This window comes from Aggregatibacter aphrophilus ATCC 33389, from assembly GCF_900636915.1.
Taxonomy (GTDB): Bacteria; Pseudomonadota; Gammaproteobacteria; order Enterobacterales; family Pasteurellaceae; genus Aggregatibacter; species Aggregatibacter aphrophilus.
The window spans coordinates 999,955-1,021,922 of record NZ_LR134327.1 but is presented as its reverse complement, the minus strand read 5'-3'; the positions used below and the strand labels follow the sequence as shown (position 1 = coordinate 1,021,922).

At 38.6% G+C, this 21,968-nt stretch carries 18 protein-coding genes and 1 pseudogene; 7 read left to right on the top strand and 12 right to left on the bottom strand.

Features of this window, described 5'->3' with window-relative positions; genetic code table 11:
• Window positions 1–26: 26 nt before the first annotated feature.
• The 12 genes and pseudogenes from EL144_RS04920 to ansB form a co-directional block, all read right to left on the bottom strand.
• Entirely contained in the window at window positions 27–734 is a 708-nt protein-coding gene (locus EL144_RS04920; RefSeq protein ID WP_012772000.1) for a membrane protein, read from the bottom strand.
• A 150-nt stretch (window positions 735–884) separates the two neighbouring features.
• The gene (locus tag EL144_RS04915; RefSeq protein WP_005705063.1) at window positions 885–1,271 is read right to left on the bottom strand and encodes a hypothetical protein; all 387 of its coding nucleotides are present in this window, start codon (window positions 1,269–1,271) and stop codon (window positions 885–887) included.
• 30 nt (window positions 1,272–1,301) lie between these two features.
• On the bottom strand, window positions 1,302–2,432 hold the full coding sequence (locus EL144_RS04910; RefSeq protein ID WP_032995443.1) for a WD40 repeat domain-containing protein: 1,131 nt from the start codon (window positions 2,430–2,432) through the stop codon (window positions 1,302–1,304).
• An 83-nt stretch (window positions 2,433–2,515) separates the two neighbouring features.
• A pseudogene (locus EL144_RS04905) lies at window positions 2,516–3,661 on the bottom strand (WD40 repeat domain-containing protein).
• A gap of 64 nt (window positions 3,662–3,725) precedes the next feature.
• On the bottom strand, window positions 3,726–4,937 hold the full coding sequence (locus EL144_RS04900; protein WP_005705069.1) for a WD40 repeat domain-containing protein: 1,212 nt from the start codon (window positions 4,935–4,937) through the stop codon (window positions 3,726–3,728).
• 3 nt (window positions 4,938–4,940) lie between these two features.
• Complete coding sequence (locus tag EL144_RS04895; RefSeq protein ID WP_032995444.1) at window positions 4,941–7,010, bottom strand: alpha/beta hydrolase; 2,070 nt, start codon at window positions 7,008–7,010, stop codon at window positions 4,941–4,943.
• Window positions 7,003–8,328: a DUF4123 domain-containing protein gene (locus tag EL144_RS04890; protein WP_126379403.1), complete on the bottom strand. Its 1,326-nt coding sequence runs from the start codon at window positions 8,326–8,328 to the stop codon at window positions 7,003–7,005. The genes EL144_RS04895 and EL144_RS04890 overlap by 8 nt, the downstream gene beginning before the upstream one ends.
• A 527-nt stretch (window positions 8,329–8,855) precedes the next feature.
• Window positions 8,856–9,056 (bottom strand): hypothetical protein, encoded by a 201-nt coding sequence (locus EL144_RS04885; RefSeq protein ID WP_032995376.1) that lies wholly within the window; start codon window positions 9,054–9,056, stop codon window positions 8,856–8,858.
• A 146-nt stretch (window positions 9,057–9,202) separates the two neighbouring features.
• Entirely contained in the window at window positions 9,203–10,399 is a 1,197-nt protein-coding gene (locus EL144_RS04880) for a WD40 repeat domain-containing protein (protein WP_005704780.1), read from the bottom strand.
• The gene (locus EL144_RS04875; protein WP_005704779.1) at window positions 10,399–12,564 is read right to left on the bottom strand and encodes an alpha/beta hydrolase; all 2,166 of its coding nucleotides are present in this window, start codon (window positions 12,562–12,564) and stop codon (window positions 10,399–10,401) included. The genes EL144_RS04880 and EL144_RS04875 overlap by 1 nt, the downstream gene beginning before the upstream one ends.
• Window positions 12,557–13,882: a DUF4123 domain-containing protein gene (locus EL144_RS04870; protein WP_111297438.1), complete on the bottom strand. Its 1,326-nt coding sequence runs from the start codon at window positions 13,880–13,882 to the stop codon at window positions 12,557–12,559. The genes EL144_RS04875 and EL144_RS04870 overlap by 8 nt, the downstream gene beginning before the upstream one ends.
• Window positions 13,883–14,046: 164 nt before the next feature.
• Window positions 14,047–15,096, bottom strand: coding sequence for an L-asparaginase 2 (ansB, locus tag EL144_RS04865; protein WP_005701650.1), 1,050 nt, complete (start codon window positions 15,094–15,096; stop codon window positions 14,047–14,049).
• A 297-nt stretch (window positions 15,097–15,393) separates the two neighbouring features.
• On the opposite strand from ansB, the gene EL144_RS04860 reads away from it, so the two are divergent.
• The 7 genes from EL144_RS04860 to EL144_RS04830 all read left to right on the top strand — a co-directional run bounded on the left by EL144_RS04860 (window position 15,394) and on the right by EL144_RS04830 (window position 21,962).
• Complete coding sequence (locus EL144_RS04860) at window positions 15,394–16,548, top strand: bifunctional tRNA (adenosine(37)-C2)-methyltransferase TrmG/ribosomal RNA large subunit methyltransferase RlmN (RefSeq protein ID WP_005703463.1); 1,155 nt, start codon at window positions 15,394–15,396, stop codon at window positions 16,546–16,548.
• A 21-nt stretch (window positions 16,549–16,569) separates the two neighbouring features.
• Window positions 16,570–17,124: a type IV pilus biogenesis/stability protein PilW gene (gene pilW, locus EL144_RS04855; protein ID WP_005703462.1), complete on the top strand. Its 555-nt coding sequence runs from the start codon at window positions 16,570–16,572 to the stop codon at window positions 17,122–17,124.
• A gap of 218 nt (window positions 17,125–17,342) precedes the next feature.
• Complete coding sequence (locus EL144_RS04850) at window positions 17,343–18,413, top strand: RodZ domain-containing protein (RefSeq protein WP_032994995.1); 1,071 nt, start codon at window positions 17,343–17,345, stop codon at window positions 18,411–18,413.
• Between the two features lie 10 nt (window positions 18,414–18,423).
• The gene (ispG, locus tag EL144_RS04845; protein WP_005703458.1) at window positions 18,424–19,527 is read left to right on the top strand and encodes a flavodoxin-dependent (E)-4-hydroxy-3-methylbut-2-enyl-diphosphate synthase; all 1,104 of its coding nucleotides are present in this window, start codon (window positions 18,424–18,426) and stop codon (window positions 19,525–19,527) included.
• A 24-nt stretch (window positions 19,528–19,551) separates the two neighbouring features.
• Window positions 19,552–20,829, top strand: coding sequence for a histidine--tRNA ligase (gene hisS, locus EL144_RS04840; RefSeq protein ID WP_005703457.1), 1,278 nt, complete (start codon window positions 19,552–19,554; stop codon window positions 20,827–20,829).
• A gap of 10 nt (window positions 20,830–20,839) precedes the next feature.
• A complete protein-coding gene (locus EL144_RS04835) occupies window positions 20,840–21,454 on the top strand; it encodes a YfgM family protein (protein ID WP_005701643.1) in 615 nt (204 codons plus the stop codon).
• Between the two features lie 55 nt (window positions 21,455–21,509).
• Window positions 21,510–21,962 carry a methyltransferase family protein gene (locus EL144_RS04830; protein WP_005701641.1) on the top strand — a complete coding sequence of 151 codons (453 nt, stop codon included), beginning with the start codon at window positions 21,510–21,512 and terminating at the stop codon, window positions 21,960–21,962.
• Window positions 21,963–21,968: the final 6 nt, after the last annotated feature.

The following is a 21,968-nucleotide window of genomic DNA, read 5'->3' as shown; positions in this document are numbered from 1 at the left end:
GACCGCATTTTTCTATTTCTAACTTATTAATTCCAATTTTCCATATTGAAATAAATGGGTAATAGAAATATTCCTCCTGCTGCATCAAATGCTAATGTGAAAGGCGTTAATAAAATATTACCGGCTACTTTAGCTACGTTAAGGCCTTTTTTAGTCGTAATATAATAAATATTGACGGGTATAGGTTGTTTAAATTGATAATCTGACACTATTTTTTGTGGTGTACTATAATATTTTCCGCTCGCATTAACGCAACGGGTATAAGCATTTTTGTTATTTATATCATTGGCTTCGAATTCAAGCTTTTTTAACTTAGTAATTTCTTCCTCATTAGAGGAATCATAGCGCAAACATAAACTTGATTTAAAATCAGGACTATCAAGAGAAGTGAGTGTAACGGGCAATGCTTTGTTATGAGTGTTTTCTGAAGGGTTCGCCATTTCTGTTATCTGAAATGGTTTATCTAACTTAATATTTAAAATATTGATTAATTGAGCTGAGTCATTAGGGTTGATTACAAACCAATATTTTTCTCCAATCATCACTAAGCTACCTTCCGGAAGCTGGCTATTATTTTTATTCACTACAGCAAATGAATAGATTTTATCTTTAGCGACTGTTTGTTGTACCTCTTTAGATTCATTTGGATTATTTCCATGCCAAAACATAGCTGTTGCGCATCCACTTAGGGTTGCTACGGTAAGTAATGTGGTTATAAATCGGTAAAATTTCATAATTTTTTTTCCTTTGTGTTGATAGTGATTTATTAAGATTTAGTACTGCCTAAAGGATGAAAAAGTGCGGTCAATTTTCAGATTGTTTTCCAATCCAAAAACATTTGGAATTCTGACCATACTGTCATCTTTTAATAGTATAAATCATGTTTAATTATTAATTCTTGAGACTAATGACTCTAGAAATGCTTGAAATACAAAAAGTAACAAAAGAGCTATGGCTATTATAATAAGGATTTTTTTTAATATTCTTTCTGTTGCACCTTGCAGAGTGTTTATTTGGTGATTGTTTATAAAATAATCAAACAAATAATTATCTTGTTCATTATCTTTGCAACTAATTTCAATTTGACTATCACCCACGATAATATTGAGAACAAATGGTAGAGCCTTAACGCCTTCAATATCAACTTTTTGAGAATCATTAAATGAAATATATAAACTCCATAATTTAAGTTTAATTCCTTTTATATTATTTTCACCACCAATTATGTTGATTAATCGCTTTATTTCATCGTCTGGAATTAGTGTTTTCATAGTAACTTTATCCTTGCATTAGATTATTGATTAATCCGCCACCCAGATTTTTTCTAATTCTTTGGTTGCAGGGTGATAACGATATACGTTAATACCGCCTTTTCCACCTTGTCCCGTGACTAAAATATGTGCTTTAGGTGATGAGGCAATACTTAGATTTCCTGTTGAAATAGGTGGATTTCGTCCGATTTCGACATAACCCTGTATTTCCTCAGATCCAGCTTTATAAAGTAAAGCTAACTCATCTTTATTATTACGAGGAAATAAGATGAAGTCTTTATCGCTAACAAATGCAACAGCTGAGGTATTTGATAGAGTAATTTGTTTATTTTTAAATTTCTCAGGTTTTGGTGGGACATTACTATTATCTAGGTAACCTGTTTTCTCATTATAAATACCATCAAGATCAATTAACATGTATAGTCGGTTCAAATTATTTATTTCCCACATAAGTTTGACGTGATTATCACTTCCTGTAACAACCCATTTTCCGTCTGGACTAATTCTTCCAGTCGTACGCCCCGAATTTCCCCATAATCTAGCGATGGGTTTCAGAGTCGTTTTATCCCATAAAGTCACACCGGCATAACTGCTTTTTTTGTGTATATCGGGATTGACCGGATTAGCAGTTAGATTCGTTTCAGCAGGCGGATCATTTCTACCTGTAATCGTGTCATAAGTAGATAAAATATAATTGCCATGAATGGATAAAGTATAAGGTTGACTAGGGGCAATCGGTTCATCAGTATAAACAGGAACTAAATTATCGCCATACCCTTTATACAATTTTCCCCACGTATCTGCGGAAAGATAAAAACGTTTATCCGCTGTAATAATATGACCTTCCGTTTCAAAATGAGGGAATTGTTTAACTTCCTGTCCACTTACGTTCTGAATATGCACTATGTTATTGGTGTCCTGCCACATAAATTCATGGCTGTCAGGAATAAAATAAGCACTATAAGGGTTGGCGTTTTTAGCCAGCAGTTTTTTCTCCTTTTTAGCAACGTCCCATAACACTAATTCATCTCTACCGTGTGCTGTAATGATATATTGTCCGTCACTAGAGACTCCTAGAGAGGCCACCCCACTTGTTGCATTGCAACCGACAGTTGATATTAATAAGCCGAATAAGAAAAACAGTTTTAGTAATGTTATCATTTATTTCCTCAATAATCCCTTCGGTAATCCGGAAAAAAAGTGCGGTCGAAAAACACCGAGAATTCTGACCGCACTTTTAACTCTTAATCTGCCACCCAGATTTTCTCTAATTCCATTTTCTCAGGGTGATATTTATACACATTAATTCCACCACCGGTCGCTTGCCCGGTGACGAGAATATGAGCTTTTGGTGAAGAGGAGATGCTGAGGTTTCTCTGATAGTAATTTGTTGAGATACTCGGGTCGTTGCCGATTTCTACATATCCTTTAATTTGAGGTTCGCCTACACTATAGACAGCAGCAATTTCATCGCCATAACCGTCATAATTACCACTTTGTCTCACTGCAACAAATTCTGTATCTGTAACAAAAGCATAAGCAATGACACTGATTTTCGTAATTTGTTTTTCTTGCAATTTTTCGGGAATATTATCAAACTTTAATGATAGACGTTGTCTATTCATAATGTTATGAATTTCCCACATATAATTCCCAAAATTTTCGCCGCCCGTCACTACCCAATCACCATTAGGGCTAATTAACCCCGTAGTATATCCACAATTTCCATAAAGACGGGCTACCGGTTTCAAGGTATATCTGTCCCATAAAGTCACTCCGGTATAGCTGCTTTTTTTACTGCTATCAGGATTTACCGGATTGATCGTCAAATTTGTATCTGCCACAGGATCAGGTGATGTTGTACATGTTTCAGTAGCTGATAAAAAATAATCTTTACTCATTGACAAAGTTAATGGGAAAGGGAAACTTCCATCGGTATAAACTGGTATTAAATCTTTTCCATACCCTTTATAAAGCTGCCCGTTATCTTCCATATTAGAGGAAAGATAAAATTGTTTATCTGCTGACATAATATGAGTTTTAACTTGAAAATGTGGGAAATTTTCTATTTCTTTTCCTTCAACATTTTGAATATGCACAATATTTTTATTATCCTGTCACATAAACTGATGGCTATCAGGAATAAAAAAGGCACTAAACGCATTGGCATTTCGGGCAAGTATTGTCTTTTCCTTTTTCTCAATATCCCATAACACCAACTGACCAATAGGTTTATGTCTATCGGCATCTTCCGTAACATGAGCACTAATGACATAACGTCCATCGGTTGAAACACTTAACGAAATAACAGGATCCGTATGCTGACGAAAAAATACTAGTAATATTGTAGTAGCAACGATAAAGCTAATAATTGTTAATTTACTTTTCATGCAATCTCTCAATAATAAAAAGTGCGGTCAATCCCCCCAAAAATTTGAACCGCACTTTTAACATTTAATCTGCCACCCAGATTTTCTCTAATTCCATTTTCTCAGGATGATATTTATACACATTAATTCCGCCGCCGGTGGCTTGCCCGGTGACGAGAATATGGGCTTTCGGGGAAGAGGAGACGCTGAGGTTTCTCTGATAGTAATTTGTTGAGATACTCGGGTCGTTGCCGATTTCTACATAAGCTTTAAACCAAGGATCACCGACAGTAAATAAACGGGCTAATTCATCGCCAAATCCATCATCACTGCTACTTTCGCCTAATAAAATAAAATCTTTCTCGGTTACGAATGCAATAGCAACCGTATGATTTAAAGTAATTTGTTTATCTTTAAATTTATGCGGTTTAGGTAAAGCTTTTCTTTTATATTCTTGTAATTTTTTTTCATTACTTCTATAGAAAACATCATTAACATGAGCTAGATTTTGCCGGTTATTAAGATTATTGACTTCCCACATAAAATTCCCAAAATTCTCTCCACCAGTTACTACCCAATCACCATTAGGGCTAATTAAACCTGTAGTCTTTCCACAATTTCCATTTAATTTAGCGACTGGCTTTAGAGTATGCCTATTCCATAAAGTAATTTCATCATAACTTCCTTTTTTACTGCTGTTAGGATTAATTGGGTTTTCTGTTAGGTTAGTTTCCGCAACAGGATAATCGCCAACTGAACAAGCTGCAGTTGCAGATAAAAAATAGTCTTTACTCATTGATAAAGTTAATGGGAAAGGGAAACTTCCATCGGTATAAACTGGTACTAAATCTTTTCCATAACCTTTGTATAGTTGTCCGTTATCTTCCATATTGGAGGAAAGATAAAATTGCTTATCTGCCGACATAATATGAGTCTTAACCTGAAAATGTGGAAAACTTTCTATTTCTTTTCCTTCAACATTTTGAATATGTACGATATTTTTTCTGTCTTGCCACATAAATTCGTGACTATCGGGAATAAACGCTGCACTAAAAGCATTAGCATCCCTGGCAAGTATTGTCTTTTCCTTTCTCTCAATATCCCATAATACTAGCTGACCAATAGGCTTATGACGATCTGCATCTTGCGCAGCATGAGCACTAATAACATAACGCCCGTCGCTGGAAACGCTTAACGAAAGTACCGGCGCAGTGCTGAAATATTTATATATAGCAAATAAAATAACGAATAGAATAACAGCTAATACAATAACTCTTAATTTTAGCCTAGTACTCATTTTTTAGTATCTCCCAAAATTTGAATTCTTTTTAATCCATCTATCAATAATTTGGTTTTTATAACTTTCTTTATAAATATCAGGGAAAACTTTTTGGCTATCTAATGCTTTCCACTCCCATTCCCGCATTGCCGAGTGCGAAATGAAATAATTACTCTGATCCCAAAACCAGAATTTTTTATTTTCTCCATTATTGCTAGTGTTATCGGCAATAAATTTATCAAACCCTTCCTCTTGTTGACGCTTTGATAATTCTTTATTTTTAAACCCTATTCCCCTAACTGACAACCGGTTCCCCTGATGTCCCAACGCAGAGCGTACCCACATATTTTTTATATAAATCGTCCAATTGTTAAACACCTGGTAAGTCAGCACATCAATAATATGTTTAAAATACTCATCCTCAGGACGGAAACGACGATAATGGCTCCAAGGTTTCAAATAGTTTAATGGCTTCTCTAAATCGGAAGATACTTTATTGGCTTCTTCCACCAGTAATTTTTCAATCTTCTGTTTTATTTCCCGTCCTTTCGCTGTGTTTTCTATATTGTTATATTCCGCAATGTCATCCTGGTTTAGGCTTCCCCGATGTATTAGGACGTTCCGTCGGAGTTGTTCTACAGTTTCATAATACTTGCCAATTAAATTTAACTTATAGTAATAATCTTTTAAGGCACCGGTGGTGTTTGCTAGAGAGGAATATTTCATTGGATAAGCCCCGCCAATTAAACCGGTATATTCCTGATCTCCACCACGACTATCACCATCCAACACTCCATCTTCTTGTGAATACAATACTCGAATGTATTTCACTGTTTTATGTGCATAAGGAAATAGCTCCATTGCCACCGGATTTTTCACGCGAGTATATTTATTGGTGATTGAATTATCGGCTACCGCTGCTTCCCACATAATCAGATTATCAATTTTCTCATCATAGGCTCCGTCAAAATCGCCTAAAATATTCAATGCACTTAATGCAACTCGGGCACCTAACGAGTGGGTAATAATATTGACTTTAATGCCTTTATTAAATAATTCTATCAACACCTTTGCTAGTTCTCGGCCTGCCTCATTAGCATACATTTCGGCCCTGAAAAACACCATGGAAGGATCGACGCTACCAGACCAAGTAACGCCGATAATCCGGTGATACTTCTCCCAATCGGTAAACGGTTCATCCGAATTGAGCTTGCCCGACGCAGCTAAATTCAAATAATATTCCACATGTGGAAACCATCCCAGGGCTTTATGGCTGTTTACTTTTAAATCGATTTCATTATAGATCCGTTCGAGATGAATCTCTTCGTCTTCTTTCGCTTGTTCAAGGATTACTTTTCTTACCAACTGACCAATAGCCTCGTTGTCATAATGTAGATAAGGACGCTGAACTTGCTCAGCAGGCGGTAGATTAGAATATTCCGGAAGATTACCAAAATCTTTCGCTTGAGGAAATTTTCCGATATGGCCAAGAGAAACATTGTAGCCATGAATAAACAAAGTGGCTGTTTTACCATCCTTTTCAATCTGTTGAAGTTGTTTGCTTGATAACCCCGCCTTACTGTTTTGACGAAAACGCAAATTCAATAGAATCGGCGGGGGAAGATAAATTGCCTTCACTTTTGTTATATTTACCGAAACAAACACTTTTAGCGGTTTAGCAAGTTGTAATCGCGGGTCTTTAGTTTTTTCATCATTTGCTTTGATGAGGACATAGCCGTCTGAATCATTAAAAAATGCTTGTTCATCTTTATCAGTAAGCTGTCTGCCGTCTTTTTTATGACGGTCGTATTTTGGTGCTGTATCAGGACCTCTCATTAATTGCCATGAAATCAGACCGCACTTTACGCTCAAATGGTGACTATCTCCATTTTTATCAATTTCACCGTAAGAAACACCACCATCTTGGTCATAAACTTTGACCATAATTCCTGCAGGTAAAGGACGATCAAGTGTATCTTTATGATGAATAATGATATTAGTACGACAAGCTGCAGTGCCCGTCTTGGTTGATTCAGAACGGTGGGCTTCTTCGAATTGATGATAGAATGGTTGTGTAGTGGTATTAGCCATGTAAATTTGCTCCCAATTTATTACGGATAATATTTTTATTTTCTAGAACGCTTATCCGTTGTTTTATAAGGTATCGTTTTTTTTGTTCAGTGATGTCACTTTGTAAAATTTGATTAATTTTCTTTTCCGGATCTAATCTGTCAATCACAGTACCATAGGCTAAACTTAGCAAGGCTAGCAGGCCAATATCAATAGTTTGATACAAAGCATGAGTTTTGCAAAGACGATAACAATGTTGAACGACTTTTTCAATGGTCTCTCTTTCATAGTAATCGTTTAGAATAGGTGTGGTTTCTAGCAGTTCATTGACTAAATCTGTTAGCAGAGAAGCATTTCTTTCATCGACAATGACGTTCATCTCGAACCTATCAAACTGCTTCTTAACTGGTGTTATTTTAGCAAAATCCATTGTTGGCGCATAATGCACAACATGATGGCCTTTAGGTAAACTAATTGAGTCTATTAACCCGCCTCCCCAAAACGTTGCGACCTTTTTAGGGTAATACATTAAACGGTCAAAATAGTCTTCCAATACTGTCGGGTCATAAAAGCGAAAATAGAGCAAGCGTCCGTCATAGGTCGGCATATAGATAAATTTTCTGAAATGGTGTAACAGCTCATCAAATGTGGCATGAGAGCGAAAGAAAAAGCCAAACGGCTTATTCCATTGCTGAAACCCGTCTTCTTGCTCCTTTCCTGTCGGGCTTTCACTGCACAGTTCTTCAACAAAAGAGTGATTTTCCGGTAAGTGCAACAAATAAGGCGCAGTCTTTTTTCTCTTTTCTCCTTCTTCACCCTTAAATAAACAAGCGTAATGAATATCATCCAACTCAAAACGCTGTGGAAACCAAAAGCTCACTTCGGCATTAATGATGGCATAACATTGTCCGGTGGAATTATCTTCCGGCCATAGGTAAGGCTTAATGGTGTCAGGAATAGGCTGAAATAAGAAAGGCGTACGTTCATCTTCTCGTCTGAGCAGGAATTCGGTTTTAGTTAAACAGGCCGTTGTGCTTTTTTCATTTTCTCGATATTGGTTAGGGTTGAAAATGATAACCGGATGCTGTTCCGATAACTCTTGTGCTGTTGTTTTTAATTGCGCAATCAATGTTTCATCGGCGTGGCGTTGAAAATAGGTATTAAGGGGTAGGGGAAGAAAAGAATACTGTAATCGAATTTGGTTCTGTTGTTGGTAAACTGTAATGTGATTTTTGGCGATTTCGGCACTGGCGGCATAAATTAGGATAATAATATTTTCTTGTTCGTTATTGGAGAGTTGGTGAGCATTGACGGCATAGATTAGATTTTCATGTGGCATGGAATTCTCCTTGGTTAGCGAACAAATATTATAGTGAATTTAGGGTTAAAAGCTAACTTTGAGATTGCTGTGTAGAAAAAAAGTGCGGTCGAAAAACACCGAGAATTTCGACCGCACTTTACACAATTAATCTGAACCCAAATTTTTTTCTAATTCCATTTTATCAGGGGTATATTTGTAAATAGTAATTTCACTACCGGTAGTTTACCTTGTAACAAGAATGCGCGCTTTAAGAAGAGGGTATGCTGATATGTTGGAAGTAGTTAGTGGAAACGTCTCGAATATTGCCTGTTTCTACGTGGCTTTTTATTAATCGTTCGCCCACAACAAATAAGTGAGAAGGTTCATCTCCCTTTCTCTTATGGTTTCTGCTATAACTAGGACTAATTTTTCCCTATTATATTTTTTAATAACCTCAGCTAATAATCATTTTTTAATGAAATGGGTAAGAGCAGAGCATAATCTATATCTTAAATTTGGCGTCCGGTCTTTTGGAGAGAATCGTGTTGAGCCAAGTCAGATCAAGTTTATGTTTTATACTTTGCGTAAAGTGTTACGATCACATAGGTAGTAACGCCGGACAGTGCCGTAGTAAGCGCCAAAAATCCTTCTGCAGGTTTCGTACTAAATAAGCCGTAGCCACAGATATTAAATGCAAAAATAAGAAAGCCAAAAAGGAAAAATAATAAAATAAACAGCATAATAGTTACAATGAACTTTAACATCATACATCTCCTCTTGATATGATATTGCCTGCAAAAGTTGGACGGTTTAATGACTTAAATATTGAACTTTATAATCATATTATAAATCATGTTATTTTATCATTAGAAATTAGTGTACTCATTTTTTTCCTCTTATATTAGATTTATTATTAATCTGCCACCCAGATTTTCTCTAACTCCATTTTCTCAGGATGATATTTATACACATTAATTCCACCACCGGTGGCTTGACCTGTAACTAAAATGTGAGCTTTAGGAGAAGAAGAGACACTGAGATTTCGTTGATAGTAATTAGTGGAAATAGTAGGGCTATTATCAATTTCTAAAAAATCTTTTATTAAATTATCCCCGACCACATAAAGAGGGATTACATTATAATTATCTTCATTGATATATGTTTTACCAATAGCAATAAAATCCTTTTCGTTAATAAATGCAATAGCTACAGCATTTTGGCCTAAATAAATAATTTTATCCTTAAATTTTTCAGCTATAGGAGATGAATCAATAGCATCATAGTAATTTACTCCATCATGAGAGTTACCATTATGAATTTTAATTGGATTTAGCCGATGATTTACATTATTGATTTCCCACATATAAATTCCAACATTCTCTCCACCGGTAATCACCCATTTGCCATCCGGGCTAATTAGACCGCTGGTTGAACCACAATTTCCATTAAGTTTAGCGACTGGTTTTAAGGTATTTTTGTCCCATAGAGTGACGCCATCATAACTACTTTTTTTATACTCGCTTGGATTGATAGGGTTTGCAGTTAGATTGGTTTCGGCTACAGGATCATTTGGTCCGTAGCAAGTAGGCGTAACAGATAAAAAATAATCGCCTACAATGGATAAATCAACCGGTTTACTGGTAGCTGCACCGTCCGTATAAACCGGCTTTAGAGCGTCCTCCTGTCCTAGGTATAAATGGTTATACATATCAGCGGACAAATAAAAGGACTTATTCGCCGTTATACGGTGATTTTGTAAGGTGAAAGGGTGCTGAAAACTTTTAATCACTTGCCTATCCGTATTTTGCATATAGATAATATCTTTGTCATCTTGCCACATAAATTCGTGGCTATCCGGAATAAACATGGCACTGAAGGCGTTAGCATTTTTTGATAAGACGGTCTTAGTTTTCTTTTCAATATCCCACAACACTAACTGCCCTATAGGTTTCGATGGGTGGGCTTTTCTATCCGCATGCCCGCTCACAACATAACGCCCGTCGGTGGAAACGCTTAGCGAAATTACGGGGGCGGTTTGCTGGCGAAGCCATATAAATAAAGTAATCATGATAACGATCACTAAAACAACTATTTTCCATTTTCTTTCCATTAGTATCTCCCAAATTTTGACTCACTTCTTATGATGTATCTATCTATGATTTGTTCTTTATAAGTTTCCCGATAAATTCGGGAAAAACGGGTTTCCGGCATAGTTTTGCGCTGTGCATCCGTTCGTGTCATTTCCTCCCAAATTAAGTCTTTAATTGCTGAATGGGAAGTAAAATAACTACTTTGATCATGGTAAAAAAATTGTTTTTCTTTCAATCCTGAAATGAAATTGTCAGGCGGGTTTTCTTTTAACAATTTAGGATTTTTTTGTACTGGTGCAGTAAATTTATCCCCTACATGTCCCAAAGCTGGACGAATTTCCAACTCTTTTGAGGAAAGTTTCCATGTGTTACGAAAAACCATAGTCATCAAAATATCAGTGATGTGCTTAACGTAATCCTCATTTTCTGGGAACCGACGAAAGTGACTCCATGGTCTTAAAATCTTTAATTCTGTTTGCCAATCGGCATTAACCATCTTCATCTCATTCTGTATTAGTGCCTTAAGTTCATTTTCTATTTGTGCTTTACTTATACTAGGTTGGTTCTTGAGGATATAATCACAAACTTCTTTAAACCGTTGATCTTTATTTTTTATATAAGATTTACATTGTGCTTGAACGGATTCTGACTGTGCATTTGCCCGTTGGTTATTTATGGCACTACCATGGGGGTAATAATCACCAAACGCATTTGTTTTACCTGCTATTACTCCGTATTTTAGTGGGTAAGCCCCACGGCTAATGTCTGAAGCAAGGCCATCATCTAAATCCAATAAAGAATTATCAGGACCTAATACTCCATCTTCTTGAGAATACATAACACGAACATATTCTGCCGCTTTATGAGCGAAAGGGAATAACTCCATCGCTACCGGATTTTTTTCTCGAGTGTAATTGGCCGTAATAGCATTATCCGCGACAGCTGCTTCCAGCATGATAAGATTCTTTATCTTTTTAGGTTGATTTGCATCCCCTAAGATATTCAGTGCGGCGAGTGCAACACGAGCACCTAAAGAGTGTGTAATAATATTAACTTGAATATTATTCTCAAGTAGTATTGAAATATCTTTGGCTAACTTTCTTCCAGCCTCATTTGCATATATTTCTGCTCTAAAAAACGTTCGAGATGGATCAACACTTCCGGACCAAGTGACCCCAATGATTCGACTGTATTTTGTCCAATCACTAAGCTTTACGTTAACACTTGTTGCGCCAGAGGCTGCCAAATTTAAATAATACTCTACAGAAGGGAACCAAGCTAAAGCATCTTTTCCGTTAAATTTTGTATCCATACTATTAAAAATAATTTGAGTTTCAGACTTAAGTTGAGCATCAATATCTCTCCCTCCGCCCCCCGTAGTTCTATTACTATATTCATAAAAATTTCGACGTTCAGCAATTACATTTCTAACACGCTGACCAATAATATCTCCATAATATAAATAAGGTGCTTGAATGCCACGACTATCTTTTAAAGAATCGTAAGCTGGATTTTCCCCCAGCTCTGTAGGATTTGGAAAACGACCAATAGCACCAAGAGGAACATTAAAACCATGGATAAATAACGTAGCCGATTTACCATCAGCTTTTACTTGCTGAACGATTTTATTTATTTCTTCTTTTCTTTTTTTGCTACTAAGTTTTTGTTTAAATCGTAAATTTAATAGCATTGGCGGAGGTAGATAAATGGCGGTGACATTGGATTTACCATCCTGCCCCCTTGATACTGAAATTTTAAGCGGTTTAATAAATTGTTCTCTTGGATCTTTGTTTTTAACGCCATTGGCTTCAACTAGAACGTAGCCGTCACTTCTCCCAAATTGAAAAGATTCATCTTTGTCGGTTAATTGACGTTTTATGTTAGATTTGTCAAAAGATTCAGTGCCTACAGCATCATACGGACCTCTGACTAACTGCCAAGAAATCTTGCCGCAACGTACATTGGGGTGAATGCTGTACCCCGATTTATCTATTGCCGCTGGAATTGGCTTACCCGACTCGTCATAAAGTATTACTACGATATTTACAGGGAGTTTTCTATTTTTATCCAAGGTGTCTCTATGATAAATAACAACTGTTGTTCGGCAAGCATCAGTGCCCGTACCGATCTTCTCTGATTGATGTTTATTGGTAAATGATTTGGCAGTTCCCGTTATGCTAGTCATTGTGAGGTTCCTCAAATTTATTTTGTATAACACCTTGTTGTTCTAGTAAATTGACTCTTTCTTGAATGTAATAAAGCTTTTCCATTTCGGCTATTTCACTCTCTAAAATGCTTGGGATTTTTCGCTCGGGATCTAGAATATCAATCATTTTTCCACAAGCCAAACTGTATATTGTCAGTATTCCTATACTTCTAGTTTCAATAATATTATTTTGTTTACAGATTTCATAGCATCGAGAAACTGCTTTATGGATAATGTCTCGACTATAATAATCGGAGATAATTGGTGTTGTTTCTAAAATTTCATCGGTTAACTGACTTAGTAATTTTTGATCTTTTTGTGCAATCATTTCTCTCATTTCAAACTGATCAAATTGTTTTTTAGATGATTCTATTTGAGAAAAATCTATATTTGATGTGTAGCAAATCACATTTTTTCCCTTGGGCATAATGAATGCATTAATTAACCCGCCTCCCCAAAACGTTGCAACTTTTTTAGGGTAATACATTAAACGGTCAAAATAGTCTTCCAATACTGTCGGGTCATAAAAGCGAAAATAGAGCAAGCGTCCGTCATAGGTCGGCATATAGATAAATTTTCTGAAATGGTGTAACAGCTCATCAAATGTGGCATGAGAGCGAAAGAAAAAGCCAAACGGCTTATTCCATTGCTGAAACCCGTCTTCTTGCTCCTTTCCTGTCGGGCTTTCACTGCACAGTTCTTCAACAAAAGAGTGATTTTCCGGTAAGTGCAACAAATAAGGCGCAGTCTTTTTTCTCTTTTCTCCTTCTTCACCCTTAAATAAACAAGCGTAATGAATATCATCCAACTCAAAACGCTGTGGAAACCAAAAGCTCACTTCGGCATTAATGATGGCATAACATTGTCCGGTGGAATTATCTTCCGGCCATAGGTAAGGCTTAATGGTGTCAGGAATAGGCTGAAATAAGAAAGGCGTACGTTCATCTTCTCGTCTGAGCAGGAATTCGGTTTTAGTTAAACAGGCCGTTGTGCTTTTTTCATTTTCTCGATATTGGTTAGGGTTGAAAATGATAACCGGATGCTGTTCCGATAACTCTTGTGCTGTTGTTTTTAATTGCGCAATCAATGTTTCATCGGCGTGGCGTTGAAAATAGGTATTAAGGGGTAGGGGAAGAAAAGAATACTGTAATCGAATTTGGTTCTGTTGTTGGTAAACTGTAATGTGATTTTTGGCGATTTCGGCACTGGCGGCATAAATTAGGATAATAATATTTTCTTGTTCGTTATTGGAGAGTTGGTGAGCATTGACGGCATAGATTAGATTTTCATGTGGCATGGAATTCTCCTTGGTTAGCGAACAAATATTATAGTGAATTTAGGGTTAAAAGCTAACTTTGAGATTGCTGTGTAGAAAAAAAGTGCGGTCATTTTTACAAATGTTTTTTAACCCCATACAAATTTGTATGGGGTTGTTTTATTTGTGATGATAGAGGGCTGGTTTTAGAAATCCTCAAAATACTGCTGAATTTCCTTCACGTCTTTGGTTTTGGTTAACGCGAGTTGCAACAGCACGCGAGCCTTTTGCGGGTTTAAAGTGCCGGATGTGACAAAACCGTATTTGCTGTCATCCACTTCTGCGTCGCGAGTGGTGTAACCTGTTGGTACGCGGGAAGAGCGAACTACTGTTACTCCGTCTTTAGCGGCTTTTTCCAATAATTCTAAATTCGCTTTATTGACATTGCCGTTGCCTACGCCAGCACTAATAATGCCTTGATAATCTGCGTCTAATAAGGCTTTTAAAGGTTCGGTCGGCATATTGGAATAAGCATACACAATACCGACTTTTGGTAAAGCCTCTAAATTAGTGACATCAAACGGTGTGTTCGTGGTGTGTTTGCTTTCCGGCGAGCGTTCATAATCCACTTTACTGTTATGGATGTAACCTAACGCACCAAAATTTGGTGAAACAAAGGTTTGTACAGCGGTTGTGCTCATTTTGGTAACATCACGCGCGCCGAGCACTTGATCGTTCATTGCGACCAATACGCCACGGCCGGCTGATTTTTTATCTACGGCAACGACCACTGCGTTGTATAGATTCATCGGGCCATCAGCACTTTTTTCTGTTGCCGGACGCATGGCGCCCACTAATACCACCGGTTTTTCACATTTTACGGTTAAATCCAGAAAATAGGCGGTTTCTTCCATCGTATCCGTGCCGTGAGTAATAACGAAGCCATCCGTGTCGGCACATTGCTTATTAATGGTTTTTGCTAATGTTAACCACACTTCATCATTCATGTCTTGTGAACCGATATTTACCACCTGCTCGCCGCTAATGTTAGCAATATCTTTCATTTCAGGCACAGCCTCAATTAAGCGCTCAACCGTAAGTTGACCGGCTTTATAGGCCGAACTGACGGAGGTTTCCCCACCACCGGCAATGGTTCCGCCGGTAGCCAAAATAGTAATATTTGGCAAGTCTGACGCATAAGCAGAAGACATTGCTAAGCTCAAAACGGTTAATGCAGTTAATTTTTTTAATGTCATAATAACTCCTTGTGTGAATGCCAAAATCATTTGGCAGTAAAATAAAAGCCTAAAGTTAGACGCATGATTTATGTATCTATTGCAAAAAAGAATACTTTTTTTACGGTTATTCGATCGGGATCACAAAAAAGTGCGGTCATTTTTCCAAACGTTTGTGAGATAACCGCGAAATTGCTAGATTAATGAAACCGAAATCAGTACAATCGCAGCCTATTTCTATCCGGTCGTCGCTTCCAATTAAATGACCACAACCTAAAAATTTCGGTTTTTGCCGTAATGTGTAATAACGAGGCTCCCATGTTAGAACAACCTATTGCCAATGCTGCCGGTGCAGATGTAGCAAAAAAAGTCAATTTAATGAATTTAACCCGTGCGCAAATGCGTGAATTTTTTGCCGAATTGGGCGAAAAACCGTTCCGCGCCGATCAATTGGTGAAATGGATTTATCATTTTGGTGAAGACAATTTCGATAATATGACCAATTTAAACAAAAAGTTACGGGAAAAATTAAAATCTGTGGCAGAAATTAAAGCCCCGGAAGTGGCGGTGGAACAACGTTCTGCCGATGGTACGATTAAATGGGCGATGCAGGTAGGCGATCAACAAGTGGAAACCGTATATATTCCGGAAGCGGATCGTGCCACGTTATGCGTTTCTTCGCAGGTTGGTTGCGCGTTGGCCTGTACTTTTTGTTCTACCGCTCAACAAGGGTTTAACCGCAATTTAACGGTGTCGGAAATTATTGGGCAAGTGTGGCGCGCATCGAAAATTATCGGCAATTTTGGTGTCACTGGCGTGCGCCCGATTACTAATGTAGTGATGATGGGCATGGGCGAACCGTTGCTGAATGTGGCGAATGTGGTGCCGGCCATGGAAATTATGTTGGACGATTTTGCCTACGGACTATCTAAACGTCGCGTGACTTTATCCACTTCAGGTGTTGTGCCTGCGTTAGATAACTTGAGCAAAATGATTGACGTGGCATTAGCAATTTCCTTGCACGCGCCAAATGATGAATTGCGTGACGAAATTGTGCCATTAAACAAAAAATATAATATTAAAACGCTGATTGATTCGGTGAATCGCTATTTAAGTGTTTCCAATGCAAACCACGGCAAAGTGACTATCGAATATGTCATGTTAAATCATGTGAATGATCATGTGGAACATGCTCATCAATTAGCGGAAGTGTTAAAAAATACGCCGTGTAAAATCAATTTGATTCCATGGAACCCATTCCCGGAAGCGCCTTACGCGAAAAGTTCCAACACGCGTATTGACCGTTTCCAAAAAACCTTAATGGAGTACGGTTTAACCGTGATTGTGCGTAAAACCCGTGGCGATGACATTGATGCCGCTTGCGGACAATTAGCCGGTGATGTCATTGATCGTACCAAACGTACTGCACAGAAAAAACGTTTCGGGCAAGGTATCGCCGTTCAAGTACAATAATTCAATAACAGAGGAAAAATTATGGTCAATATTCAGTTTATTTTTTACCGTTTTGTACCATTTATTTTTCCTTTTCTGTTTTCTGCCTGTGTTGTCCATTCCGATGCTCCGGATTTTGATAAACAAGCGGCGGCAAAAGCCCGTGTGGAGTTGGCATTGGGCTATTTACAGCAGCAAGATGGCAGCCAGGCCAAGTTGAATTTGGATAAAGCCCTTTCTTATGCCCCAAAATATTATTTGGTACATGCCGCGTTAGCCTATTTTTATCAGCAACAAGGGGATGTTGAACACGCCAAACAATCGTATTTAACGGCGATTAAACTGGATGATAAACAAGGGGATGTATTCAATAATTTCGGTGCGTTTCTTTGCTCACAAGGGGAATATCAGGCCGCGTATGAACAATTTAAACAGGCATTAAAAAGCCTGAATTATTATCATCAAGCTGACACCTACGAAAACCTTGCACTGTGTGCGTTATCGGCAAAAGAGCAGAAAATTTATCAAGAGAACCTTGCTGCTCTTGAAAAGATTGAACCGGTACGAGCCAAGAAATTAACTCAGTTCGTCAAATAGCCCAACCAATCACATGAAAAGTGCGGTCGATTTTTCTAACGTTTTTTTGACTCTCGTGAATTCGTCAATCTATCTGAGTATTTTCAGCATTTATTTTTATTTAAAAACGTTTAACAATTTCACCAAAGGCGCAGAATAACGCCATATAACAGTTGCAAAACACGTCTGACAACCTTAAACTTTACCACTCAATTTTTAGCGAAAAATACCATCCGTTTATGAATACACAAACAACTTCACAAGAACCGCAGACAAACACTCGAGAAACCACATTAGGCGATAAATTTCGTCAGGCACGAGAAGCCTTAAATCTTACCGTTGAACAAGTCTCTAAAGAGATTTCATTACGTCCCGCCGTACTAAGAAGCATTGAAAATAACCAATTTATTAGTGATTCCATTCCATCAACCTTTATGCGTGGTTATGTGCGCAGTTATGCCAAGTTTTTAAAAATTCCAGATAGCGATTGGGTGAATACCATTAATTTCGGTCATATGCAGAAAAATGACTTAGGCAAAAACGCCCGTGCGACCCGTTCGGTTAATCAGTATTCATCACATAATAATTGGGTGGGGTATTTAAGCGTAATCGTTGTGTTAATCGTAGTTGGCATGACCGGTATGTGGTGGTGGGAAAGTCATCAACAATCCAATGTGGAACGGGATATTTTAGTTAATGCTTACACCAATAGTGTTGCTGAAACCACAACCGCCAAGCAAGCAAATAATGAAGTTGCGGTGCCACAATCGACGAAAATCGAAAACACCTTAACGGATACTGCGCCGAAAGGCACAAACATTGAAATTGAAACAAAGCCGTTAGTTGAGCCTCAAACAGTGAGTTCAACTACTCCAAGCACTCCTGAAAGTACAGCGGTTGTTACTCAACCAAGTGAACCGGTTCAAGGTTCTAGTTCTAGCAATGTGTTGCAGTCAGAAATGAACAAAATCAGCGGCAATGAGCAGTTGAGCATGACGCAAACTGAAACGCAAGTTGCGGCGGCAGAACAACAAAGTGCGGTGGCAAATTCAAACGTTTCGACTGCTGATGCGTCGAAAGATAATTTACACATTGAAGTTATCGGTAATTGTTGGATTAGCGTGAAAGATAAAAATCGTAAAGTTTTAGCGCAAAAAGAATATAAACAAGGCGATGTATTAAGTTTTAACGAAGAAGAACCTTATTCTTTAATTATCGGTGCACCAGGCAATGTCAGAATCACGTACAAAGGCGAAGCCTTCCCGTTAACTGTTGATGGCCGTGTAGCGAAATTTAAATTACCTCAATAATGAGCAAATAATGTTAGAAAGACCAAAGATTCAGCGTAGAGAATCGATTAAAATTTATGTAGGAAAAGTGCCGGTGGGGGGCGATGCACCAATTTCAGTGCAGTCGATGACCAATACACGTACCACCGATGTGGAAGCTACGGTTGCCCAAATTAAAGCCTTGGAGCGCGTGGGGGCCGATATTGTGCGTGTTTCCGTGCCAACCATGGATGCGGCAGAAGCCTTTAAACTCATTAAACAACAAGTGGATGTGCCATTGGTAGCCGACATTCACTTCGACTATCGTATCGCTTTAAAAGTAGCGGAATATGGGGTAGATTGTTTGCGTATTAATCCGGGGAACATCGGGCGGGAAGATCGTATTCGTGCGGTGGTGGATTGTGCCAAAGATAAAAATATCCCGATTCGTATCGGGGTAAATGCCGGCTCACTGGAAAAAGACATTCAGGAAAAATACGGCGAACCGACACCTCAGGCGCTGTTAGAGTCTGCATTGCGTCATGTTGAAATTTTGGATCGACTCAACTTTGATCAATTTAAAGTGAGCGTGAAAGCCTCCGACGTCTATTTGGCGGTAGAGTCTTACCGTTTACTCGCTAAAGCCATTAAACAGCCGTTACATTTAGGCATTACCGAAGCCGGAGGTGCTCGCTCCGGAGCGGTGAAATCTGCTATTGGCTTAGGCATGTTATTATCGGAGGGGATCGGTGATACGTTACGTGTTTCTTTAGCGGCCGATCCGGTAGAGGAAATCAAAGTCGGTTTCGATATTCTAAAATCTCTACGCATTCGTTCCCGTGGCATTAATTTTATTGCTTGCCCGACCTGTTCCCGTCAAGAATTTGATGTTATCGGCACAGTAAACGCTCTTGAACAGCGCTTGGAAGATATTATTACGCCGATGGACGTGTCTATTATCGGTTGTGTCGTCAATGGCCCCGGTGAGGCGTTGGTTTCTGATTTAGGTGTGACCGGCGGCAACAAGAAAAGCGGTTATTATCTTGCCGGTGAACGCCAGAAAGAACGTTTTGATAACGAAGATTTAATCAATCAATTAGAAGCTAAAATTCGCGCCCGCGTGGCACAACAAGATCCGAAAAATCGTATTCTTTAATTTTTATAAACACAGGAATTTATTGTGGCAAAAACAATTCAAGCAATTCGTGGTATGAATGATTGCTTACCGACAGACACCCCGTTGTGGCAATGGGTCGAGAGCAAAGTGCGGTCAGTTTTGAGCGCGTATGGTTATGCCGAGATCCGTATGCCGATCGTAGAAAGTACACCGCTTTTTGCGCGTGCGATTGGGGAAGTCACTGACGTTGTCGAAAAAGAAATGTTTACTTTCGACGACCGTGATGAAGAAAGTTTAACTCTTCGTCCGGAAGGCACGGCAGGTTGTGTGCGTGCTGGTATTGAACACGGTTTGCTGTATAATCAGGAACAGCGTTTGTGGTACATGGGACCGATGTTTCGTTATGAACGTCCGCAAAAAGGCCGCTATCGCCAGTTTCATCAAGTGGGTGTAGAGATTTTCGGTATTCCAAACCCGGAAATTGATGCAGAACTGATCGCATTGACTGCACGTTTATGGAAAGATTTAGGCATTTTTGACCACGTTACTCTTCAGCTGAACTCTATCGGTTCGTTAGACGCTCGTAAAAATTACCGTCAAGCGTTAGTCGATTTTCTGCAAAACCACATCGATATTTTAGATGAAGACAGCAAGCGCCGCTTAACCACCAATCCGTTACGGATTTTAGACAGTAAAGATCAACGGGTACAAGAGGTGTTAAACGATGCGCCTAAATTACATGATTACCTGGATGACGAGTCCCGTGAACATTTTGCCCAATTATGTGCTTTATTAGACAACCTCGGCATTCAGTACGAAATCAATCAAAAACTGGTGCGTGGTTTGGATTATTACAATAAAACCGTTTTTGAATGGGTGACTTCCGCATTGGGTGCGCAAGGCACGGTGTGCGGTGGCGGCCGTTATGATGGTTTGGTAGAACAGTTGGGCGGTCATACCACTAGCGGCGTTGGCTTTGCCATGGGCTTGGAACGTTTGGTGTTGTTGGTACAAGAAGTGAATCCGCACATCGAATTACCAAGAGCGGTGGATCTTTATGTTGTTTATCAAGGTGAAGACACAACTATTGCCGCATTTAACTTGGCTGAAAAACTTCGCTCAGAATTACCGCACTTACGCACGATGTTGCATTGCAGTGGCGGTAACTTTAAGAAACAGTTTAAACGTGCCGATAAAACCGGTGCGAAGTTGGCTTTAGTGATTGGTGAAGAAGAAGTGAAGAACCAACAAGTGGTGGTGAAAGACTTGTTGCAACAGGGTGAGCAAACCGCCGTTGCATTCGCCGATATTACATCACATATTAAAAATACACTTAAATAAGGAAAGAAAAATGGCTTATACCATTGAAGAAGAACAAGAACTGAGTGCTATCAAAGCATGGTGGAACGAAAATTATAAATTTATTATTGTTTGTTTTGTCATTGCCTTTGGCGGTGTATTCGGTTGGAATTATTGGCAGTCGCATCAAATCCAAAAAATACATTCAGCTTCTGCAGAGTACGAACAGGCGTTATTTAATTACGCAAAAGATCCGAAAGCACAAGCGGAACAGTTTAGTCAGTTCATTAAAAATCATGAAAAAACGAGTTATGCGGTGTTGGCTTTGTTAGATAAGGCTAAAATTGCTGTAGAGAACAATGATTTCACTCTGGCAGAAGACGCTTTAAAACAAGCTATGGCGCAATCCACTGATGATATTTTATCTTCCATTACAGCGTTGCGTTTGGCTTCCGTGCAATTCCAATTAGGACAGTTCGATCCGGCGTTGGATAGCCTGAAATTGGTGAAAGAGCAGGCTTGGAGCGGGGCGAAAAACATCTTAGCCGGTGACATTCAATTGGCCAAAGGCGATAAAGAGGCAGCCAAGGCGAGTTATCAACAAGCACAACAACACGCCTCTCCGTTAGAACAGCAACTTATTCAAGTGCGGTTAAATAATTTATAGTTTTTAAGGCTTGGTTCTCCAAGCCTTTCTTTTAATAATTTCAACGAGGAACATCATGGCTACTCATCAACGCAAAATCCCTATTCCGCCTCCATTAATTTTTGTCTTCTGTGCTTTGTTAATGAAAATTCTCCCACCTATTTGGCAATTTTCGATGCCGTGGTGGTTGGTAATTCTCTTAGGCGGGATTGGTTGTGTTATCGGCATGGCGAGCGTCTTACAATTTTTATTAGCCAAAACCACAGTTGATCCGCTAAAAGTCGAAAATGCTTCACAATTAGTGACTAATGGAATTTATAAATATAGCCGTAATCCGATGTATTTAGGCTTGGTGTTTGTTTTATTGGCGTGGAATTGTTACCTTGGTTCGTTGTCAGCAATATTAGGTGTGTTGCTATTTGTGTGGTATATCACCGAGTTTCAAATTAAGCGGGAAGAGGAAAGTTTGCGAAAGATTTTCGGTGATGCATTTACGGCGTACTGCCAAGATACCCGCAGATGGTTGTAACATTGG